This window comes from Mobiluncus sp., from assembly GCF_985070215.1.
This window is the reverse complement of record NZ_CFKZQR010000039.1, coordinates 1-19,358: the sequence shown is the minus strand read 5'-3', so window position 1 is coordinate 19,358 and position 19,358 is coordinate 1. Positions and strand designations below refer to the sequence as shown.

At 58.8% G+C, this 19,358-nt stretch carries 17 protein-coding genes; 14 read left to right on the top strand and 3 right to left on the bottom strand.

Annotation, left to right across the window (positions count from 1 at the left end):
- Positions 1-349: 349 nt before the first annotated feature.
- Positions 350-1,390 (bottom strand): 4-hydroxy-3-methylbut-2-enyl diphosphate reductase, encoded by a 1,041-nt coding sequence (ispH, locus tag AC5LBQ_RS07775; protein WP_298633873.1) that lies wholly within the window; start codon positions 1,388-1,390, stop codon positions 350-352.
- 183 nt (positions 1,391-1,573) lie between these two features.
- Here ispH and xseA point away from each other — a divergent pair, with 183 nt between their 5' ends.
- From xseA to AC5LBQ_RS07730, 9 genes are all read left to right on the top strand, one after another.
- Entirely contained in the window at positions 1,574-2,836 is a 1,263-nt protein-coding gene (gene xseA, locus AC5LBQ_RS07770; RefSeq protein WP_493265117.1) for an exodeoxyribonuclease VII large subunit, read from the top strand.
- 6 nt (positions 2,837-2,842) lie between these two features.
- Positions 2,843-3,106, top strand: a complete 264-nt coding sequence (locus tag AC5LBQ_RS07765; protein ID WP_295027853.1) for an exodeoxyribonuclease VII small subunit — start codon at positions 2,843-2,845, stop codon at positions 3,104-3,106.
- A gap of 363 nt (positions 3,107-3,469) precedes the next feature.
- Entirely contained in the window at positions 3,470-3,604 is a 135-nt protein-coding gene (locus AC5LBQ_RS07760; protein ID WP_493265116.1) for a hypothetical protein, read from the top strand.
- A 282-nt stretch (positions 3,605-3,886) separates the two neighbouring features.
- Positions 3,887-6,178 (top strand): cell wall-binding repeat-containing protein, encoded by a 2,292-nt coding sequence (locus AC5LBQ_RS07755; protein ID WP_493265115.1) that lies wholly within the window; start codon positions 3,887-3,889, stop codon positions 6,176-6,178.
- A 35-nt stretch (positions 6,179-6,213) separates the two neighbouring features.
- Positions 6,214-7,728 (top strand): MBOAT family O-acyltransferase, encoded by a 1,515-nt coding sequence (locus AC5LBQ_RS07750; protein ID WP_493265114.1) that lies wholly within the window; start codon positions 6,214-6,216, stop codon positions 7,726-7,728.
- A gap of 17 nt (positions 7,729-7,745) precedes the next feature.
- Positions 7,746-9,371 carry an alginate O-acetyltransferase AlgX-related protein gene (locus AC5LBQ_RS07745; protein WP_493265113.1) on the top strand — a complete coding sequence of 542 codons (1,626 nt, stop codon included), beginning with the start codon at positions 7,746-7,748 and terminating at the stop codon, positions 9,369-9,371.
- 20 nt (positions 9,372-9,391) lie between these two features.
- Entirely contained in the window at positions 9,392-10,222 is an 831-nt protein-coding gene (locus AC5LBQ_RS07740; protein WP_493265112.1) for a hypothetical protein, read from the top strand.
- 159 nt (positions 10,223-10,381) lie between these two features.
- Positions 10,382-10,636 (top strand): exodeoxyribonuclease VII small subunit, encoded by a 255-nt coding sequence (locus AC5LBQ_RS07735; RefSeq protein WP_493265111.1) that lies wholly within the window; start codon positions 10,382-10,384, stop codon positions 10,634-10,636.
- A complete protein-coding gene (locus AC5LBQ_RS07730; RefSeq protein ID WP_493265110.1) occupies positions 10,633-11,760 on the top strand; it encodes an acyltransferase family protein in 1,128 nt (375 codons plus the stop codon). Before AC5LBQ_RS07735 ends, AC5LBQ_RS07730 begins: the two co-directional genes overlap by 4 nt.
- On the opposite strand, the gene greA is transcribed toward AC5LBQ_RS07730, so the two are convergent.
- Positions 11,720-12,205: a transcription elongation factor GreA gene (gene greA / locus AC5LBQ_RS07725; RefSeq protein WP_307742417.1), complete on the bottom strand. Its 486-nt coding sequence runs from the start codon at positions 12,203-12,205 to the stop codon at positions 11,720-11,722. The genes AC5LBQ_RS07730 and greA overlap by 41 nt on opposite strands.
- A 195-nt stretch (positions 12,206-12,400) precedes the next feature.
- A complete protein-coding gene (gene trhA / locus AC5LBQ_RS07720) occupies positions 12,401-13,093 on the bottom strand; it encodes a PAQR family membrane homeostasis protein TrhA (RefSeq protein WP_493265118.1) in 693 nt (230 codons plus the stop codon).
- 106 nt (positions 13,094-13,199) lie between these two features.
- On the opposite strand from trhA, the gene uppS reads away from it, so the two are divergent.
- From uppS to AC5LBQ_RS07695, 5 genes are all read left to right on the top strand, one after another.
- The gene (gene uppS, locus AC5LBQ_RS07715) at positions 13,200-13,976 is read left to right on the top strand and encodes a polyprenyl diphosphate synthase (RefSeq protein WP_282922547.1); all 777 of its coding nucleotides are present in this window, start codon (positions 13,200-13,202) and stop codon (positions 13,974-13,976) included.
- Positions 13,977-14,073: 97 nt separating this feature from the next.
- Positions 14,074-15,486 (top strand): RNA 5'-3' helicase PhoH2, encoded by a 1,413-nt coding sequence (phoH2, locus tag AC5LBQ_RS07710; RefSeq protein ID WP_297345669.1) that lies wholly within the window; start codon positions 14,074-14,076, stop codon positions 15,484-15,486.
- 152 nt (positions 15,487-15,638) lie between these two features.
- Complete coding sequence (locus AC5LBQ_RS07705; protein WP_004007695.1) at positions 15,639-15,812, top strand: hypothetical protein; 174 nt, start codon at positions 15,639-15,641, stop codon at positions 15,810-15,812.
- Between the two features lie 114 nt (positions 15,813-15,926).
- A complete protein-coding gene (locus AC5LBQ_RS07700; protein WP_297345670.1) occupies positions 15,927-17,213 on the top strand; it encodes an adenylosuccinate synthase in 1,287 nt (428 codons plus the stop codon).
- A 248-nt stretch (positions 17,214-17,461) separates the two neighbouring features.
- Complete coding sequence (locus AC5LBQ_RS07695) at positions 17,462-19,300, top strand: phosphoenolpyruvate carboxykinase (GTP) (RefSeq protein WP_493265109.1); 1,839 nt, start codon at positions 17,462-17,464, stop codon at positions 19,298-19,300.
- Positions 19,301-19,358: the final 58 nt, after the last annotated feature.

Genomic DNA, 19,358 nt, shown 5'->3' with positions numbered 1-19,358 from the left:
CGGGTGTTCGTAGTTTTTCTTAGCGGCTTGCCCGCTTAGAAAAACAGAACGGGACCCCATTTCTGCGACTGAGAGGCATCCCCCCCCCGAACGCCGCCAGACCTCGCGGCCTTACTCGGCATCGCCAGAATCCGTGCAGGCCCCAGCCAAATCCCACGCGGGGCGCAAGCCCAGGCACATTCACCGCCACATTGACCAGCAGTTTGCGATCGAAATCGGTGATTAAACACGGGTACGTGACCATATAGACCAGCAACCCCGATTTAATCCCCAAATAGCATCACCCCCAGCCCGAACGCCGCCAGACCTCGCGACCTTACTCGGTGCCGCCAGACCTCGTATGAAAGACCTAGCGCAAAGGTTTTGGCAGGGCGAATGAGGTCGTTTCCTGCGTGGTTTGCACCGTCTGCACTTCATCGAACCCGCGTTGCGCCAACCACTCCAACACCTCGGTCACCAGGACTTCCGGTACCGAAGCCCCGGAGGTTACCCCGATGGTACTGGCTGTGGCAAACCAATCTGGATTGAGCTCGCGGACGCCCTCAACTCGGTAGGCCGCACCGGCTCCAGACTGCAGGGCGACTTCCCTCAGCCGCACTGAGTTCGAAGAATTGGCAGAACCGACAACTACGACAACTTCACATTGAGGTGCCATAGCCTTAACCGCGCCCTGCCGGTTCTGAGTTGCGAAGCAAATATCGTCTGATGGCGGGCTAATCAAACCGGGAAATCTGCGCTGGAGACGCTGTACTGTAGCGGCTGTCTGATCTACCGACAAAGTCGTTTGAGACAGCCAAATCAGCTTGGCATCGGGGTCGGTACTGAGCCCAGCCAGGGGATCCGCGGCGGCGGGGGTGCCGTCCTGAACTCCGTTCTCGGTAGTATTCCCGAATCCGCCAGCCGCATCGCTCCCGGATTCCTCCTCCGCCGCAGCCAAAGCCGAGGTATCGACCCAGTCTGTGTCAATCACGTGAATCTTGTTGGGGGCTACTCCCAGAGTTCCTTCCACTTCCTCGTGACCGGTGTGGCCAATCAAAATAATGTCGTAGCCCTCGTTGGCATAACGCCGCGCCTCCCGATGCACCTTGGAAACCAGCGGACAAGTGGCGTCAATCACTTCCAGGCCGCGCTGCTCGGCTTCGGCATAAACGCTCGGAGCCACCCCGTGAGCTGAGAAAACCACTCGCGAACCCGCGGGCACCTCGGACAATTCATCAACAAAAATCGCCCCGGCGTCAGCCAGGGTGCGCACCACAAATTTGTTGTGCACAATCTCTTTGCGCACGTAGATGGGTTGACCGTAAACTTCGAGCGCACGCTGCACCGCCGTGACGGCGCGGTCTACCCCGGCGCAGTAGCCTCGCGGTGAGGCCAGCAAAACTTTCCCCATCCGTCCTCACTTTCGCACTAGGTTCCCCGGTCGGATTTGTTAGTGGCGCACTAAGTGTCCCGCTCAGCAGTCCGGATGACACCCCTTCTCGGGCGGGTGTGCAACTTTCTTGAGTTTAGCGGTTTGTGCCCCGGGGCAAAACTCGAAAATTTTCACCTCCGGGGTCTGTGTCATGATGGAGTCATGGAAGTGAGAAAACCAGAACCGGCGCGACTGGCGCGTGAGACGACCCGGGAAAACCCCTGGCCGCTTAGCCGCCTGAGCGAAAATATGCGCAAATACGTCGACCGGGTCGATCCGACCTGGGTGGAAGCGCAAATCATCGAATACAACCAACGCCCCGGTAACCGGATGTCCTTTTTTGTGGCGAAGGACCTGGAAGCCGATATGTCTATGCAGGTCAAGGCGTTTGGTGGGGTGGTGGCTGCGGCCGGCTCGGCGTTGAGCGCCGGAGCGCGAGTGGTGATGCGGGTCAAGCCCGATTTCTACCTGAAAACCGGGTCGCTGTCCCTGATGGCCTCTGAGATTCACCCGGCCGGCCTGGGCGGGTTTCTCGAACAGCTGGAACAGCTGAAACAAAAGCTCGCCGCCGAGGGGATTTTTGCCCGAGAGCACAAGCAGTCTTTGCCGTTCCTCCCGCGACGGGTTGGGCTTATCTGCGGGCATGCCGCCCGGGCACAGGCCGATGTGATTGAAAACGCGACGCGGCGCTGGCCCCTGGTACAGTTCGAGATTCGCGAGGTAGCGGTGCAAGGGGAACGCTGCGCGGCGGAAGTCAGTGCGGCCATCGCTGAGCTTGACGCCCTTGAGGGGGTTGACGTGATTGTCGTCACGCGCGGGGGCGGGGCCCTGGAGGACCTGTTGGGATTCTCCGATGAGAGCGTGGTACGAGCGGCTTTTGCGGCGCGCACTCCCATTGTTTCCGCTGTCGGCCACGAGGAGGACACTCCGCTGCTGGATTTTGTAGCGGACTTCCGCGCCTCCACCCCTACCGATGCGGGCAAGCGGATTGTCCCGGACTTAGCCGCTGAAATTGAGGGGTTGAACGGGGCGCGCTCCCGGATGACGGCGCTCATTTCCAACCGTATCGAGCTGGGATTACGGGAACTTGACGCGATTCGCTCCCGACCGGTCATGCAAAATCCGCTGGCCGCTCTGGACGAACGGCGCCGGGACATCAACCACGGTCTGGAAATCTTACGGTCGCGAGTGGCGGCGGTCCTCGCTAATCAGGCGCGTGACTTGGCGGCGGCTCGGGCTACCCTGCGAGCTATCTCGCCCCAGGCCACTTTGGAACGCGGGTATGCGGTGTTACGCAAACCCGACCAAACCGTAGTAACTGAAGCTGGTGCAGTTCAGAAGGGCGACCTCCTGGAGGCCGTGCTGGCACGCGGCTCCCTGGTCGCCACCGTTTTTGGCACGAATCCAAACACAGATGAAAGGTAAAGAATCATGAGCGAAAAAAAAGCTAAGCAAACCCCGACTGACGCGACGGGGATGAGTGAGGCAGGAAACGAGGATATCTCTGAGATGAGCTATGAGGCGGCTCGCGCCGAACTCATCGAAACCGTGCAGGCTCTGGAAAACGCCGGGGCACCCTTGGAGGACACCCTGAAACTGTGGGATCGCGGCGAGGCTCTGGCCTCACGCTGCCAAGACATCTTGGATAGTGCCCAAGCCAAGTTAAACGAGCGTATGGTCCCTGCCGGGGAGTGAGGCGAGGCAACCCCGATAACACCCTAGATAGGGACGCAGGTCTGATCCCTGCCGGGGATTGAGACAAGGCAGGGTGCCGTCGCAAGGTGGCAGAACCCGGAGTATGGTTCCTGCCGGGGAGCGAAGCAAGGTAGGGCGGTCGAACGGGGCTACGCTCTGCAGATACGGAGTGTCTGGTGAGTTGTCTTGTTTGCCTTGGCTGAACGGGGCTACGCTCTCACGGCTCGGAATGCCTGGTGCAGCGGTCGTACCGAACAGAAAGGGGGAAGGTATTACCAACAGGCCGTGTGATAAATCAAACGTGCCGAGATAAGACGTACAATGAGGTGCTTGTCCGGTTGACATGGCGTCAAGCTCGTTGACGTGCTGTTTACTGGCTGGCGGGTCATGCTGGTTGTGGCCCGGCGTTCGCTGACTGGCGGTGGTTCGTTGGTTGACGAAAGCATTCGCTGGTTAGTTGACGAAGCATTGGCTGGCTGGCGGGTATTGGCGAGTTAGCGAGGCACTCACCGGTTGACATGGCGTCAAGCTCGTTGACGTGCTGTTTACTGGCTGGCGGGTTATGCGGGGTCATGCTGGTTGTGGCTCGGTGTTTGCTGACTGGTGAGTCCTCGTTCGGCTGGCGAGTTGCTCGCCAGCAGGATTGGGGTTTCCATCCAGCTGAGTTGAGGCACTAATCCGGTGAACGGAGCGCCGGAATCGGCCAATAATTTGCAGCGCAACCCTCTGTGAGAAAACTTGCGGGGGCGCTGGAGGTCGAAATACTACAGGAGAATAGCAGTGAATCGCAGGAAAAAGTTCGCGGCTTTCCTAGCTGCGGTGGCGGTGTCGATTTCGGGTTTAGGAGTGGCGCTGCCGGCGCAGGCCGCGCCGCCCGTGTCGCGGATTTTTGGGGTGTCGCGCGTGGAAACCTCAGTAGAGATTGCACGCCGGGCCTTTCCCTCCGGTGCGCCGGTTGCCTACGTGGCTTCGGCTCAATCCCTTGCTGACGCTTTGGCGGCCGGTTCCCTCACGGACGGCCCGGTTCTGCTCACTGACGCGAGGGCTTTGGCTGCGCCGGTCGCGAATTATTTAGCCAGCTTGCGTCACGCCGGTTTGCAAAAAGTTATCCTTCTGGGTGGCGAGGGCGTGCTTGGCCCGCAGGTCGAACAGGCCATCACCTCTGCCGGTCTTGCGACCGAGCGTCTGGCGGGAGCGGATCGACGCGAGACGGCTGACCTCATTGCCGCGCGGGCTTTTCCCGGCGGGTCGGATAGAGTTTATGTGACGGATGGATACGGCGCAGACGGTGCCGGATCTCCCGATGCGGTAGTTGGCGGCATGTTAACCGCCGGGCCAATCCTGTTTGGTTCTACCGCCAAGGGTTTGACTCCGGCATCAGCGGCTGTGGCGGCTCGGGCGCATGAAAAAATCCAGCTCGGAGGGCGCAGCGTGGCCGGGTTCACCCCAACGTCCCAGCTGGCGGGCGCGGATCGCTTTGAGACAGCCGTAAAGGTTTCCGGGGCTTCCACCCAGCCCAGATCTCGAGTGTACCTGGCTAACGGGTTGAACTTCGTGGATGCCGTAGCGGGAGGAACCTTGACGGACGGTATCATGCTGCTGACCCGCCCGGACACGATTCCCGAAGCGACCTGCCGGTACTTGATGGACCACCCCGAAATCAACGACGTGGTGGCTCTGGGAGGGCCGGGAGCAATCTCAGATGCAGTGCTAAAAACCGAGGTCGCACAGTGTCAATGGGGAAAGCATCCCACTACGGTGAACCCTCTGGCGGTCTTTCCCCAGGTGGCGAACCAGTTTACCTACAGCCGAACCAGAGTTGCTTCCGGGCTGGGTTGGGGCAACCTGTACAGCATGGGCCTCTTGCGGTCCAACAGAAGTCAAGAGTTTGGGTATTTGGGGAATACCGGACAGCTGTGGTCGCACTTCGCTGACGGCCGCGGTGGAGTCACCGGGGCTCAGATGGTTCTCTCCGATTTGAGCAGATACCCCGGCATTTTCACCGGGGTAGATTGGAATAATGACACCCGGGTAGACGTGTTGACGGTCGACCCCTCCGGGACCCTGCAGCTGCGCCGCGGTGATGGACATGGCGGCTTGTCTGAACCGGAAACCCGCGGCTCCGGATTCAACCGTTTCGCCTACTTATTCGCGATGCGCAACGGGATTAATGGAGCCCCCGCGGTGGTGGGATTGAGTTCCACCGGCCAGGTCACGCAGTTCCCGTTTAACTCGGATGGAACCCTGGTCAAGCCGGTCGAGCTGTCGGGGAACTTCGCCTACCTTTATCAGGCGTGGCCGGTGGACGACCTGGACAAGAACGGTCGCACCGACCTGCTGATGAGGGACTTTGACGGGTGGTTGAGCGTTATCTTGCAAAACCCGAATGGTACTTTCAGCGAGCCATACCGCCTGGGTGTGTCCTCTCAGGATTTGAAAATGGTGGCTCCCTGCGGTGCTTGGAACACACACACGTGTGTCTACGCACTAGATAGAGGCGGAAACTTATGGCAGTACACCATCGCCTACCATGGTTCCAACACCGGCTTTATCGAGGCACCGGCTTCCTCACCGGCACCAAGTGCCGCTAACCCGACTCCAAATGCCTCGGATCCAGCACCAGTTTCGGGCGATTCCATTTCCGGTGACCCCAACTTCGACGCGGTGTTGCGGACTCTGGCTCAGCAGTATCCAGACTTAGGGAGTTTCCACAACTACATGTACACTCACTTCCGCTACCTGGGAGCTCACCACAAGCCGCACCCGGCCCCCGGCTTCGAGCTGCCTTACGGTATTGAAGCCTGGAACAACCAGGGTGGAAACTGTTACCGGTATGCGGCGATGACGATGTGGCATGCGCGAGCACTGGGATATAACGCCCAAGTCAGGGTGGGATACCTGAAGGCTAAGCGCGGTCTGGGTCCTCATGGATGGACGGAAATCATTGAAAATGGCCAAAGATATGTGATTGACGTGGAGTTGGGGCAAGCCTATGGGAAAACTATCTTTTACACGACCTACGCTGGCGCGCCGGTTTATTACTATGACGCTGCGGGTCAAAGGATTTACTAGCCTCGATTGAAGTGTAAAAAAGGCAGCGCAGAACCATGGTATTCGCCTCGATTGTGTTCCTCTCGGTGTTCTTGCCGGTGGTATTCCTGGTACATCTGGTGGTCAGGCCAATCCGTGTACGCAACCTGTGGCTGATTGCGGCCAGCCTGCTGTTTTATTCCTACGGTGAGCCGGTCTATGTGCTGCTGATGCTGGTTTCTTCCGTGTTTAACTGGGGGGTGGCTCTCGCCATCGGTGCCCCTCACGCCAAGCCGCTCAAGTCAACCAAACTATCCGATGATTCCAATAGCAAACCCGGTGAACCTGGCACCCCAAGGAACTCCGAAACCCGCCGCAAAATCCTTCTGACCCTGGCAGTTGTGCTGAACCTGGGAATGCTGGCGACCTTTAAGTACGCCGCGATGATTGCCGACACCTTTGGGCTATTGCTGCACACCGACTTTAACCTGCCGGTATTGGCTTTGCCGATTGGAATCTCCTTTTATACGTTCCAGGCGCTAAGCTATGTCATCGATGTATCGCGCGGCAAGTGTGCTCCCAACCGGAACTACTGTGATGTTTTGCTGTACATCGCGTTCTTTCCCCAGCTCATCGCCGGACCGATTGTCCGCTACCCCGACATTGCCCAGGCGCTGAGCAACCGGCACGCTACCAGCGAAGATATCGCCTTGGGACTGCGGCGTTTCGTGGTGGGACTGTCAAAGAAAGTCATCATCGCCGACACGCTGGCTGTGGTGGCGGACACGATTTACAACGCGCCCAGCACCGAAATCGATGCGGGAGCCGCGTGGCTGGCGGCGTTGGCGTTCATGCTCCAGATTTACTTCGACTTTTCCGGTTATTCCGACATGGCCATCGGCATGGCTCGTATGTTTGGTTTTCACTATCGCGAAAACTTTATCTACCCCTACGTGTCCCAATCTATCCGTGAGTTTTGGCGCCGTTGGCACCGCTCGCTGTCCTCCTGGTTTAAGGAATACCTTTATATTCCGTTGGGTGGCAACAGATTGGGCCGTCCTCGGGCGGTGGTGAACAAGATTGTGGTGTTCTTGCTGTGTGGGCTGTGGCACGGGGCGGCGTGGACTTTCGTCGTCTGGGGGCTGGCTCACGGATTTTTCTTGCTGTTGGAAGAATACTTGCCGATTAAGCGTCTCCCGCGGATGCTGCGTCATGTTTACGTCCTGCTGGTTGTCCTCCTGACTTTCGTGCTGTTCCGAGCCGATACTTTCGGGCAAGCCGTGCTGATGTGGGGTCGTATGTTTGGGGCTCCTGGTGCAATACTGCCCGGTAGCCTGGCTCTGAGTCTGCTCGATCCGTTCACCGTGTGCGTTTTGGTGGGGGCACTCATCGCCATGACCCCGGTCACGCGACTGGTCGAGAAGGTCGCTCCCGCCCTGGTCAGTGCCACGTCAGCAGAGACCACCCCTCGTCCCCCGGTCGTGTTTCGGCCGAGTGCGGTGACGTTTGTTGGGGCGTTCGTGCTGCTGGTATTCGATTTACTCTTGCTGGCTAGCGGGGGATATCATCCGTTTATTTATTTCAGGTTCTAGGGTTCTCGGGGTGAAAAATGAGCCAGAAAGACACTATCCAGCCAGCTGTAAACTCGGCGGACAAATCTCGCAAAGCGGGAGCCGCCGGACGGTTCGCCCTGAAAAGCCTCGGTGAAAAGATTTTTGTGGCCCTAACGTTGCTGGTCATGGTGGTGCCGGCGGCCTCCGCGCTGACCCCTCTGCCGCGGTTCGCGGACCCCAGCGATATTACTGCGGAAGACCCTGACGCTACCCACAAAGCATTCCCTTTGGCCCAGCTGAAACAGGCGGGAGACTACTTCGAGTCGCACTTCCCCGCCAGAGGTCCGATGATTAGCGCCACCGCTACTCTAAAATCGCGGCTGTTTCACACCGCGGCCAATAACCAAGTCATCATCGGGTCGGACGGCTGGTTGTATTATGCGGCTACCCTAGACGACTACCTGGGACGGCGCACCATGAGCGAACGTTCGGTGCGCAATGCGGCCCAGAACCTGAAACTGCTCAGTGACAACCTGGAATCCCGCGGGGTACAGCTGGTCGTGGCCATCGCGCCAAATAAAGCCACCCTGTACCCAGAACATCTGCCGTCCCGGTATCTGCCGGGTAACCCACAGGATTCAAACCTACAGCGCCTACAGTCCCAACTCAAGGCGCTTTCCGTGAACTATGTGGACCTCGATTCCGCATTACGTCAGGAAAAAGTGGTGACGCCAACCCTGCCGGGGGCGGGCCAGTCGGCAAAACCTGAACTGTATCAGAAAACCGACACCCACTGGGATTATCGGGGTGCTTGGGTGGCGGCAGACGCTATCGAGACTGCGTTGGGAACCGAGAACGTGGTGCGAACCCCGCGGTGGAAACCGGATCCGGGGTTCACGGGCGATATTGCCCTGATGCTCACCCCCACCGGGGCGGCTCCGGAACCGAACTGGGTCAGCGTGGATGCCAACAACGGGCCGGAATATACCGGCCGATTGTGGACCTTTGCCCACAGCGCTGCCAGCGACGTTACGGCGGACTACTTTGCCACCAACGGTGTGGGCGCAGACACGCTGTTTGTGTTCCGAGATTCCTTCGGCAACTCCCTGGTGCCCATGCTTTCGCCCAGTTACGCGAAAACCTACTACTCAAAACTGGTGCCTTACGACATGGGGACCGCACTGTCTACCGGAGCGAAGGCTATCGTGATTGAACGCGCGCAGCGTCACCTGGACTTTTTCGCAACCGACCCGGCCGTTATCCCTTCCCTTTACGGGTCGCTGGCGAACTATCGGGTGAAAAGGCCGGAGACCGGCGATCCGGGGTTGGCTGGGGACAAACATGCCCAGCCGGGGCAGAAAAACTTTGGGGACATCGGTACCACGCCCGCGCCCACAGTCACCCCTGACGGGCCCTATCAGGTCATTTCCGGAGAAATTCCGGAATCCTTGCGTCAACCTGATGTGGCTGTCTATCTGCGGGCTATCCCGAAAAACGCCGCAGCCTCGCACAGTCTTCCAACGGTCTATCGCGGGTATGATGTGACTACGAAGGCCAGCGACTTCGGGTATCGGTTTTTCCTGACCGATACGGACTTTGCGACCTATGGACGGATAGAAATGGTGGCGGTATCCGCAAAATTCGGTGGAAATGCTTATATATTTGCTAGTCTTCCGATGTAAGTCAGCGGAGAGGATGATTCATGAAGTTGTCTAGGATTGTTTCCGGTTTAGCCACCGCGGGGTGTGCGGGAGTGCTGGCCTTGACCATGACTGCTTGTGCGTCAGGAAACCAGCAAACCGCGCCGGAGCCGGTTAAGAAAACCGCTTCGGCAGCGCCGAGTGAGGCTCCGGCCGACGTCACCTTTGGAAAGACCGATTCGCAGCCGCTTCACGCCCAGTTCCGCAACGCCACAGGCAAGGTCATTACCTCTCTGAAATTGTCGCAAAACGGGGTCGCCACCAGCGATGAGCTGCTGATTTCAGGCGACCCGAACCTGGGGGTCGACAAGCTGGCGGAGGTCTTTTATGCCAAGCCCCTTTCAGAAGGGACCGCGTCAGACGGATCGGGGGCACAGGTGGCGCTGAAGCCGGTTTATGTTCTCCAGGTGGTTTTCGAGGGCGGTAGTTTCGGCAGTGTTCCCGAAATTACTGATGAAGTTTTGGCCAAGAGTCGCGAGTTGCGGCTGAACTGGTCAGATGATGCCGGTGGTTTTGTCTACCTCACGGGCCGAGACGCGAAAGGTCAGGATTTCAGTTTGCTGGACGCGGCGAAGGCAGCCAAGCAGGCGGCCGATGCCCAGGCCGCGGCTCAAGCTGCGGCTCAATCCGCGGTGCCGCAGCCTGCAAAGCCGCTCGCTCACGTTTCGCAGCCGGCTCGCCAGGCTCCTCAGCCGGCCCCGGCCGTTCCAGCACCGCCAGTACCGGCTGTTCCGGCTGCCCCTGCTCCGGCTGCTCCGGCCGTCCCGTCCGCGCCTGCTGGTGGTGTCGGACAAAGCGGGGACCGATGCGTGGACGATGTGATATTTAAATAGGCCCTATCCCGGGCAATATCACCACTATGTGTCTGGCATTGCGGTCGCGGGTGGCGGCGGTCCTCGCTAATCAGGCGTGTGACTTGGTGGGATGTTGGCGCGCGGCTCTGGTCGCCAGCGTTTTGCACCAACCCGAACACCGCTGAAAGGTAAAGATTTATGAGCGAAAGTACTCCTAAACTGACCCGGACTGTCGCGGCGGGAACTGACACGCCAGACAATGAGGATGTCTCTGAGATGAGCTATGAGGCGGCTCGCGCCGAACTCATCGAAACCGTGCAGGCTCTGGAAAACGCCGGGGCACCCTTGGAGGACACCTTGAAACTGTGGGATCGCGGCGAGGCTCTGGCCTCACGCTGCCAGATTATCCTCGACTCTGCCTCAGCCCAACTCGCGGAACGGCAAGCACAATGAACCTGTTTCTGCTGTTCATTGTCATCATGGTGCTGTGGGGCGCCAGGATTCACGGGCACGGTGACAATTTCGAGGGATACCTAGACCATGACCACACCACCCGCACTAACGGTGTCTTTATCCTGATTGTGTTTTATGCCCACATCCGTTCCTACATGCCCTATAACCCGGCGTGGGACGGGGTGATGCACCACGTTGCCACGGGTCTCGGTCAGCTGATGGTGGCCCTGTTCCTGTTCTATTCCGGGTTCGGAGTGGCGCATTCCCTGGCGCACAAGCCCGGCTATGTCCACACTATGCCGCTCAAGCGCGTAGCGGTGACCTGGGTAAACTTCGCTATAGCCCAGGTCTTGTTCATCATCATGAACCTGTCGCTGTCCCGCCCATTCACCCCGGCACAGACCGCGTGGGCGTTCCTTGGCTGGAAGTCCATCGGCTCTTCCAGCTGGTACATTTTTGCGATTCTGGTGCTCTATGTCCTGACTTGGCTGGCGTTTAGCATTTTCCGGAACAGCCCGTGGCTGGCTTTCATCCTGAACTGTGTTCTGGTGGGAGGCTTCACCGTGTTCATGTGGCATTTCAAAGGAAGCGCCACCTACACCTACAACACGCTGTGCTGCTATCTGTTGGGCATGTGCTACTGCCTGGCCCGCGACCGCTTCGAGCGCGTCTACCGTAGCACCTTGGGCTACATCTCCGCGCTGCTCGTCATGGTGGCGCTTTTTGTCCTCACCACTAAGTTCGACCACCTCAGTTTCTTGGTGTTCGAACTCGAAGCCATGCTGTTTTGCCTCCTCGTCGTGCAAATCACGCTATTCATACACCTGAACAATCCCGTGCTGCACTGGTTTGGTAAACACCTGTTCTGGGTTTATGTGCTGCAGCGTTTGCCGATGCTGGTGCTGCGGGAACTCGGCATGGCTGATGCCGCTCCCTACGTTTACGCCCTGGTGTGCTTCGCGGCAACAGTGGGCTTGGCGTGGGTTATGGCGCGTCTCACCGCCCCGCTTGATGCCAAACTCGCCGCCTGGTCGAAAACCTGGGCGGAATATTGCACCAAACGAGAGAAACGAGAGAAAGAGCTTAGCCCTGGTAAGGATGAGTGTCCAGCACCTGAACCTTGATTTTCTTGCCGGTCGGCGCAACGTACTCCACGGTGTCGCCAGTCCGGTGACCAGCCAGGGCCACGCCGAGGGGAGCGTCGGGGGAAAACACCTGAATATCCATGCCCTTGGCAGCATCGCGCGAACCCAGCAGGAACGTCATCTTTTTCGGTCCGACTTTTGCCTCCACTACGCTGCCCGGTCCGATAGTGCCATCGGCGGAGGCTTCGCCAACTTCGGCGTACTTGAGGATTTCTTGCAGTTCCAAGATGCGGGTTTCGTTTTGGGATTGTTCGTCACGAGCCGCGTGGTAGCCGCCGTTTTCTTTCAGGTCGCCCTCGCGGCGGGCCGCGTCAATCTTCCTGGTGATTTCAGAGCGAATCGGGCCCGTGCGTTCGTCGAGCTCCGCTTGTAGACGGTCAAAAGACGCCTGGGTCATCCAGTTTTTTTTCGCTTCTTCAGCCATAATCGTCTCCTTGAAAGATTAAAAGATTAGCGCCTGCGTCAGGCGAGAAAGCTAGCTTGTTTCAAAAATCAGCCGCAACGCAAGCGTTCATTACTTTACCAGATATTAAAACCAAGTAAAACGCTGGAAAAAGCGAACACAACCCGGCAAAAGACCGCTGCTGCAAGGAAACCGGGACCACTGGCCTTGTGAACCCTAATCGAGAATAGCGAAATAAGCCGCAACGCAGTGACACGCCCAGGCCGCGACAGTCCAAGCGTGGAAAAACTCGTGGAACCCAAAAACGTTCGGATCGGGGTTGGGCCATTTTGTGGCATAAATGACTGCCCCGACCGTGTAGGCCAAACCGCCCGCGACCAGCATCCAAAAGGCAGGCAGGGAAGCCGTGTAGAGCTCAGGGAAATACATCAAAGCAACCCAACCCAAAACCACGTAGAGAATCGTGTTGACCCAACGGGGAGCGTGCGGCCAAATCAACGAGGTAGCAATCCCCAAAATCGCCCCCACCCACACTACTGAAAGCAAAATCGTTCTATCGCGCCCTTCCAGCAGACCGAATGAGATAGGCGTGTAGGTGCCGGCGATGAGCAGGAAAATATTGGCGTGATCGAAACGGCGCAAAATCGCGTCCACCGATTTGGGCCACGAACCCATGTGGTACACCGCGCTCATCGCAAACAGCACCAGGGAAGCCAACATGTAAACGACGCACGCAAATTTTAGGGATTTCGGCGCTAAAACCAGCAACACGATAGAAGCCGCCATGGACAGCGGGGTGGCCACCGTGTGAATCCATCCTCGCAGGGCGGGTTTGCGGCGCATTGCTTTCCAGTCCCAACGTTGGAAAGTGTAGGGCCGCCCGGTGCGAGGATTAACCAGACGCGGCATCAGCGTACTGCCAGATTTCACACCCATAACGTTCCCCCGTTCAGCTCGCCCCACCTGCGCAGCCAGGACGGGCAAGTTGTGTGTTTAAATGTTTTAAACTGATTATGTGAGCAGCTCCGTGAAAAAGTCAAAGCCTGGAATCCTCTACCGGATTTACGCCAGACGTTTGATTCGTGAAATTAATCCGGCAGGGGTGCCGCGACATATCGGCATTATCCTGGACGGAAACCGGCGTTGGGCGAAGGCGGAAGGCGCTCCGGCGACTCGTGGGCACCAGCGCGGAGCTCTGAAAATCACCGAAGTGTTGCAGTGGTGTGAGGAATGGCCGGTCAAAGTCGTGACCTTGTGGATGCTTTCGATTGACAACTTGGGTCGGAAAGCCGCGGAGCTCCAGCCCTTGCAAGATGTCATCGGCCATACCGTACAAGGTTTGCAAGCCTCGGGCCGCTACCATTTGCGGGTGTTGGGCGACACGTCCCTGCTGGATCCGGGCCTGGCCGCAATCCTGCGTGCGGCTAACGGAACCGGACCGGAAAATGCGCTGGTGGTGAATATCGCCGTCGCTTATGGGGGACGTCAGGAAATCGTCAACGCCGTGCGGGAATACCTCAACGAAGCGGCTCAGAAGGGGGAAACCCTGGCGGAGGTGACTGACCAGATCCGTCTGGAGGACATCGAAGCTCACCTATACACCAAGGGGCAACCGGATCCTGACCTGGTAATTCGCACTTCGGGGGAGCAGCGGCTCAGTGGATTTTTGCTGTGGCAAAGCGCGAATTCCGAGTTCTACTTTTGTGAAACGTATTGGCCGAGCTTCCGTAAGGTCGACTTCTTGCGTGCCCTTCGTGACTACGGAAATCGGGAACGCCGCTTGGGGAAGTGAGTCGCGCCGCCCCCACCCCGAGAAATTGAAATGTAAGAACCTCGTAAAACCGGCGCTTTAGCACGCTCGAACCCCGTGCCATTGATAAGGTCAAAACATGGCTACCCCTGCGCGCACCTATGTGCTTGATACGTCCGTGTTGTTGTCCGATCCGAAGGCCTTGCTGAAGTTTGCCGAGCACCAGGTCGTTTTGCCGGTGGTGGTCATCACCGAGTTAGAGAAAAAGCGTCATGATCCGGAGCTGGGATATTTCGCCCGTAAAGCGCTGCACCTGCTCGACGATTTGCGTATCGCCAACGGTCGGCTCGATCAGCCGGTTCCGGTCGGTTCACAAGGGGGGACCGTGCGGGTGGAGCTGAACTCTATCGACGACTCGGTGCTCCCCTCCGGGATGCGCCTGGGTGACAATGACACGAAGATTCTGGCAGTCGCCGCGAATCTGGCGAAAACCGGGGCGGATGTGACGGTCGTGTCCAAAGACCTGCCGATGCGGGTGAAAGCGTCCTCGATTGGCTTGGATGCCGATGTGTACCGTAACCCGCTGTCGAGGGCAGACACCTATCGCGGGGTCATTCGCGGTGAGATGAGCGAACAGGACATGTCCCGGCTTTATCAGGACGGCGCGGTGGAGTTCGACACGATTGTGCTGACAAACGATCCGGGGGATGAGGAAAACGATGTCGCGACTTATAGCAACGACCCGACGAGCCTGGTGAACGAGGAAGACAACAGCGTCGACTTCGAAGAACCCGAAATCCCCTCGCTGGAGGACCAACCCGTCCATACCGGAATTATCTTGAGTTCCCCGCGAGGCTCCGCCCTGGCCACCATCTGGGGCGACAATCAGGTGCACCTGGTGCGCACGGACCGGGAACTGTTCGGTGTGAAGGGGCGTTCCGCCGAGCAGCGTATCGCGATGGATCACCTGGTCAACCCGGAAATTGGGATTGTGTCCCTGGGTGGGCGGGCCGGCACTGGCAAGTCGGCTCTGGCTTTGGCGGCCGGGTTGGACGCGGTGGTGGAACGTCACGAGCACCGCAAGATTGTCGTGTTCCGTCCCATTTACGCGGTCGGGGGGCAGAGCCTGGGCTACCTGCCGGGCAGCGGTGAAGAGAAGATGGATCCGTGGGCGCAAGCCGTGTTCGACACCCTCTCCTCGATCGTGGCTCCCGAAGTTGTTGACGAAGTCGTGGCGCGTGGTTTGCTGGAGGTGCTGCCGCTGACTCACATTCGCGGCCGTTCCTTGCATGATGCCTTCGTGATTGTTGACGAGGCACAGTCCCTGGAGCGCAACGTGTTGCTGACGGTGCTGTCGCGGATGGGTCAGAACGCCAAAATTGTGCTGACTCACGACGTTTCGCAGCGCGACAACCTGCGGGTGGGACGCTATGACGGTATTGCCGCGGTCATCGAAGATTTGAAAGGTTCGTCCCTGTTCGCCCACACGACCCTGATTCGTTCGGAACGCAGCGCTATCGCGGATTTGGTCACCAGTCTGCTTGATTATTGAGGTGCCGCGTCCCAAATAGCACTCCGACGATCGCCGCGCTTTCGTGCGGCGCTCCCCTTGAGTGCGCTAGTTAGGGACAAATTGCGTTGATTTTTGGCGGTTTCGGGTGTTGATGCCGGGGAAATTCGCTCCTGAATGCTAGTTTGATACCCGTGCGTGACGACGAAAACCCGCAAAATCTCCCGTTTCCTCCGGAGGCACAATCGTTGCTGATGCGTTCAGCCATCGCTGCTGCGCTCGCTTCCAAGCGCTTGGCGGAGGAAAAGGGCGTGTTCCGGCTGACTCCCTCGGAATGGGCGGAACTGGAGGCGTCCTCGCGTCCTTGATTCGCCACCGCCATTCCTTAGCTATGAACCGAGGGGTCAAAAGTTCTGATGATTTGCTAGACTGACTCTACGCGTATAGCGCAATTCCGATTTCCAAAGGACGACGAAAGAACAATGCCTGCGATAGTAGTTTTGGGAGCCCAGTGGGGCGATGAAGGTAAAGGAAAGGCAACTGATCAGCTGGCCAAGGACGTGGATTTTTCGGTCAAATACAATGGTGGTAACAACGCTGGTCACACCGTGGTGGTTCGTGGTGAAAAGTTTGCTCTGCACCTGCTGCCTACCGGCATCCTGTCTCCGCGCGTGACTCCGGTTATCGGCAACGGCACCGTCATCGACCCGAAAGTTTTGTTCCAGGAAATCGATGACTTGGAGAAGCGGGGCGTGCCCTGCGAGCGACTGCTCATCTCCAGCCGCGCCCACGTCATCACACCTTTTGCCATCGCTATTGACCGTTCTTCTGAACAGTACCGTGGCCCCCGCAAAATCGGCACGACCGGGCGAGGGATTGGCCCGACCTATGCCGAAAAGATGTACCGGATTGGAATCCAAGTCCAAGACCTGTTCGACCCCGAGATTTTGGGTGAAAAAGTCACCGCCATGTCCGACCTTGTGAAGAGTCTCTCCCAGGGCTGGTCCCATGCCGAACCGATTGACCCCGTTGAAGTCACTCAGGAACTGCTGTCCTACACGGAGCGGCTGCGCCCGATGGTGGCGAACACGTCTCTGGTGTTGAACAACGCGCTGGATGAAAAGCGCGTGGTGCTGTTCGAGGGCGGTCAAGCGACCATGCTGGACATCGACCACGGCACCTATCCTTACGTCACTTCGTCGAACTGCACCGCGGGCGGAGCCTGCACCGGTACCGGTATCGGCCCGACTCGCATCGACCGGGTGGTCGGGGTCATGAAAGCCTACACGACCCGCGTGGGCGAAGGACCCTTCCCGACCGAACTGACCGATGCAACTGGTGAACAGTTGCGGAAACTCGGTTCAGAATACGGGGCGACGACGGGGCGTCCGCGCCGGACCGGCTGGTTTGACGCGGTGGTAGTGCGTTACGCCGTGCGCGTCAACGGCCTGACCGACCTGGTGATGACGAAACTGGACGTCATGTCCGAGTTTGACAAGATTCCGGTCTGTGTGGGCTACGAAACCCCGCGCGGACGTACCGACCAGATGCCCGACTATTCGGTCGACTTTGCTGCGTCCCGCCCGATTTACGAAGAAGTCCCCGGCTGGAAAGGCGAGGACATCAGCGGCATCACCGACTTCCGGAAGCTCCCCAAGGCGGCGCAGGATTACGTTGCTTACCTGGAGGACAAGGTGGGTTGCCGCATCTCCGTCATCGGTACGGGGGCTTCGCGCGAAGACGCGATTGTGCGTTACACCCTCATCTGAAGTTATTTCGTCTTCTTCTACCGTTTAGCCTGCGCAAAAGCGCGGGTGGGAGGTCTCTCGGTGCGCCGTGGTCGGGGTGGTGGTTCCCCACCAGGAACCTGCAGCGTTCCGGGTAATGAGCGTACCGACCTTTTGACCCCGAAAAGTTGCCAAAATTCACCTCGGCATAGGACTTAACTCCCTGCACAATATTCGAAAATGCGCGATAATTGCGGTGTAAGAGAAACAATCTATGTAGGAGGCCCTTTATGGCTGTTACTGAATCCGATGTCCGCGCTGCAGCTCCCGCAAATGCTCCTGAAGAGGTAGTTAAGTGGGTTGCTAAGGTAGCGGCAATGACGACTCCGGAATCTATTGAGTTCTGTGACGGTTCCCAAGAGGAATGGGACCGCTTGTCGCAACTGCTGGTTGATGCCGGAATCTTTACCCGTTTGAACCCGGAGAAGCGCCCGAACTCGTTCTTGGCGCGTTCGTTGCCCTCAGACGTGGCGCGTGTGGAATCCCGCACCTTCATCTGCTGCGAAAAGGAAGAGGACGCTGGCCCCACGAACCACTGGGCCGACCCCAAGGAAATGAAGGAAACCCTAATCGGTGAAAATGGTGTGTTCCAGGGTGCGATGAAGGGTCGCACCATGTACGTGGTGCCGTTCTCGATGGGTCCGCTGGGCGGCCCGATTTCCCAGCTGGGTATCGAGCTGACCGACTCCGCTTACGTGGTGCTGAACATGCGCATCATGACGCGCATGGGCGCCAAGGCGATGGACCTGATTAACTCGGGCAAGCCGTGGGTTCCGGCAGTTCACTCCGTGGGTGCGCCGCTCGAGCCGGGCCAGAAGGACACGAACTGGCCGTGCAACGAAACGAAGTACATCACCCACTTCCCCGAGACCAACGAGATTTGGTCCTACGGTTCGGGTTACGGCGGCAACGCCCTGCTGGGCAAGAAGTGCTTCGCGCTGCGTATCGCCTCCACCATGGCGCGCCGCGACGGCTGGATGGCCGAACACATGCTGATTCTGCGTCTGACGGACGAAAAGACCGGCAAGCGCTACCACGTGACGGCGGCTTTCCCGTCGGCCTGCGGCAAGACGAACCTCGCTATGCTCCAGCCCACCATCGAGGGCTACAAGGTCGAAACCATCGGCGACGATATCGCCTGGATGCGTCCCGGCCCGGACGGCACCTTGCGCGCCATCAACCCGGAGGCGGGCTTCTTTGGTGTGGCGCCCGGCACGTCTTACGACACCAACCCGATGGCGATGGAGTCCATGAAGGAAAACACCATCTTTACCAACGTCGCTCTGACCGACGACGGCGACGTGTGGTGGGAAGGCATTGACGGCCCGACGCCGAGCCACCTCATTGACTGGCATGGCAAGGACTGGACGCCGGAATCCGGTGAAAAGGCGGCTCACCCGAACAGCCGCTTCACCGCTCCGGCCGCGCAGTGCCCGATTATCTGCCCCGACTGGGAGGCTCCCGAGGGCGTGCCGATTGACGCCGTATTGTTCGGTGGCCGCCGCGCCTCGAACGTGCCGCTGGTGACCGAGCAAAAGAACCCGGCTCACGGCGTGTTCATCGGTGCGAACGTGTCCTCCGAACAGACCGCTGCTGCAGAAGGCGCGGTTGGCTCGCTGCGTCACGATCCGTTCGCGATGCTGCCGTTCTGTGGTTACAACATGGCTGACTACTGGGGTCACTGGCTGGAGATGCAAGAGAAGCTGGGCGACAAGTTCCCGCGCGTCTACCATGTCAACTGGTTCCGCAAGACGCCTGACGGCAAGTTCATGTGGCCCGGCTACGGCGACAACTCCCGCGTGCTCGACTGGGTAGTCAAGCGCGTGTCCGGCCAGGTTGACGCCATTGAGGGTCCGACCGGGTTCTACCCCAAGTTTGAGGACTTCAACCTGGAGGGCTTGGACATCGACAAGGCCGCTTGGGACGCCCTGTTTGAGATTAACCCCGAGGCTTGGCTGGCTGAGACCGAAGATACCGAAAAGTACTTCGCTCAGTTCGGCGACAAGCTCCCGGCTCAGATTCGGGCAGAGCTGGAAGGCTTGCGTGAGCGCCTCAAGGCCGCCAAGTAGTTAGTGCTCATGGGGCACTGACCCATTAATATTTTGGCGGGGGGGGGGGGGTGGTGGG

Bases quoted from the DNA above. Each gene is read 5' to 3' on its own strand.
- ispH (WP_298633873.1), bottom strand. From the start codon at position 1,390: ATGGGGAAAGTTTTGCTGGCCTCACCGCGAGGCTACTGCGCCGGGGTA.
- xseA (WP_493265117.1), top strand. From the start codon at position 1,574: ATGGAAGTGAGAAAACCAGAACCGGCGCGACTGGCGCGTGAGACGACC.
- AC5LBQ_RS07765 (WP_295027853.1), top strand. From the start codon at position 2,843: ATGAGCGAAAAAAAAGCTAAGCAAACCCCGACTGACGCGACGGGGATG.
- AC5LBQ_RS07750 (WP_493265114.1), top strand. From the start codon at position 6,214: ATGGTATTCGCCTCGATTGTGTTCCTCTCGGTGTTCTTGCCGGTGGTA.
- AC5LBQ_RS07745 (WP_493265113.1), top strand. From the start codon at position 7,746: ATGAGCCAGAAAGACACTATCCAGCCAGCTGTAAACTCGGCGGACAAA.
- AC5LBQ_RS07740 (WP_493265112.1), top strand. From the start codon at position 9,392: ATGAAGTTGTCTAGGATTGTTTCCGGTTTAGCCACCGCGGGGTGTGCG.
- AC5LBQ_RS07735 (WP_493265111.1), top strand. From the start codon at position 10,382: ATGAGCGAAAGTACTCCTAAACTGACCCGGACTGTCGCGGCGGGAACT.
- AC5LBQ_RS07730 (WP_493265110.1), top strand. From the start codon at position 10,633: ATGAACCTGTTTCTGCTGTTCATTGTCATCATGGTGCTGTGGGGCGCC.
- greA (WP_307742417.1), bottom strand. From the start codon at position 12,205: ATGGCTGAAGAAGCGAAAAAAAACTGGATGACCCAGGCGTCTTTTGAC.
- trhA (WP_493265118.1), bottom strand. From the start codon at position 13,093: ATGCCGCGTCTGGTTAATCCTCGCACCGGGCGGCCCTACACTTTCCAA.
- phoH2 (WP_297345669.1), top strand. From the start codon at position 14,074: ATGGCTACCCCTGCGCGCACCTATGTGCTTGATACGTCCGTGTTGTTG.
- AC5LBQ_RS07700 (WP_297345670.1), top strand. From the start codon at position 15,927: ATGCCTGCGATAGTAGTTTTGGGAGCCCAGTGGGGCGATGAAGGTAAA.
- AC5LBQ_RS07695 (WP_493265109.1), top strand. From the start codon at position 17,462: ATGGCTGTTACTGAATCCGATGTCCGCGCTGCAGCTCCCGCAAATGCT.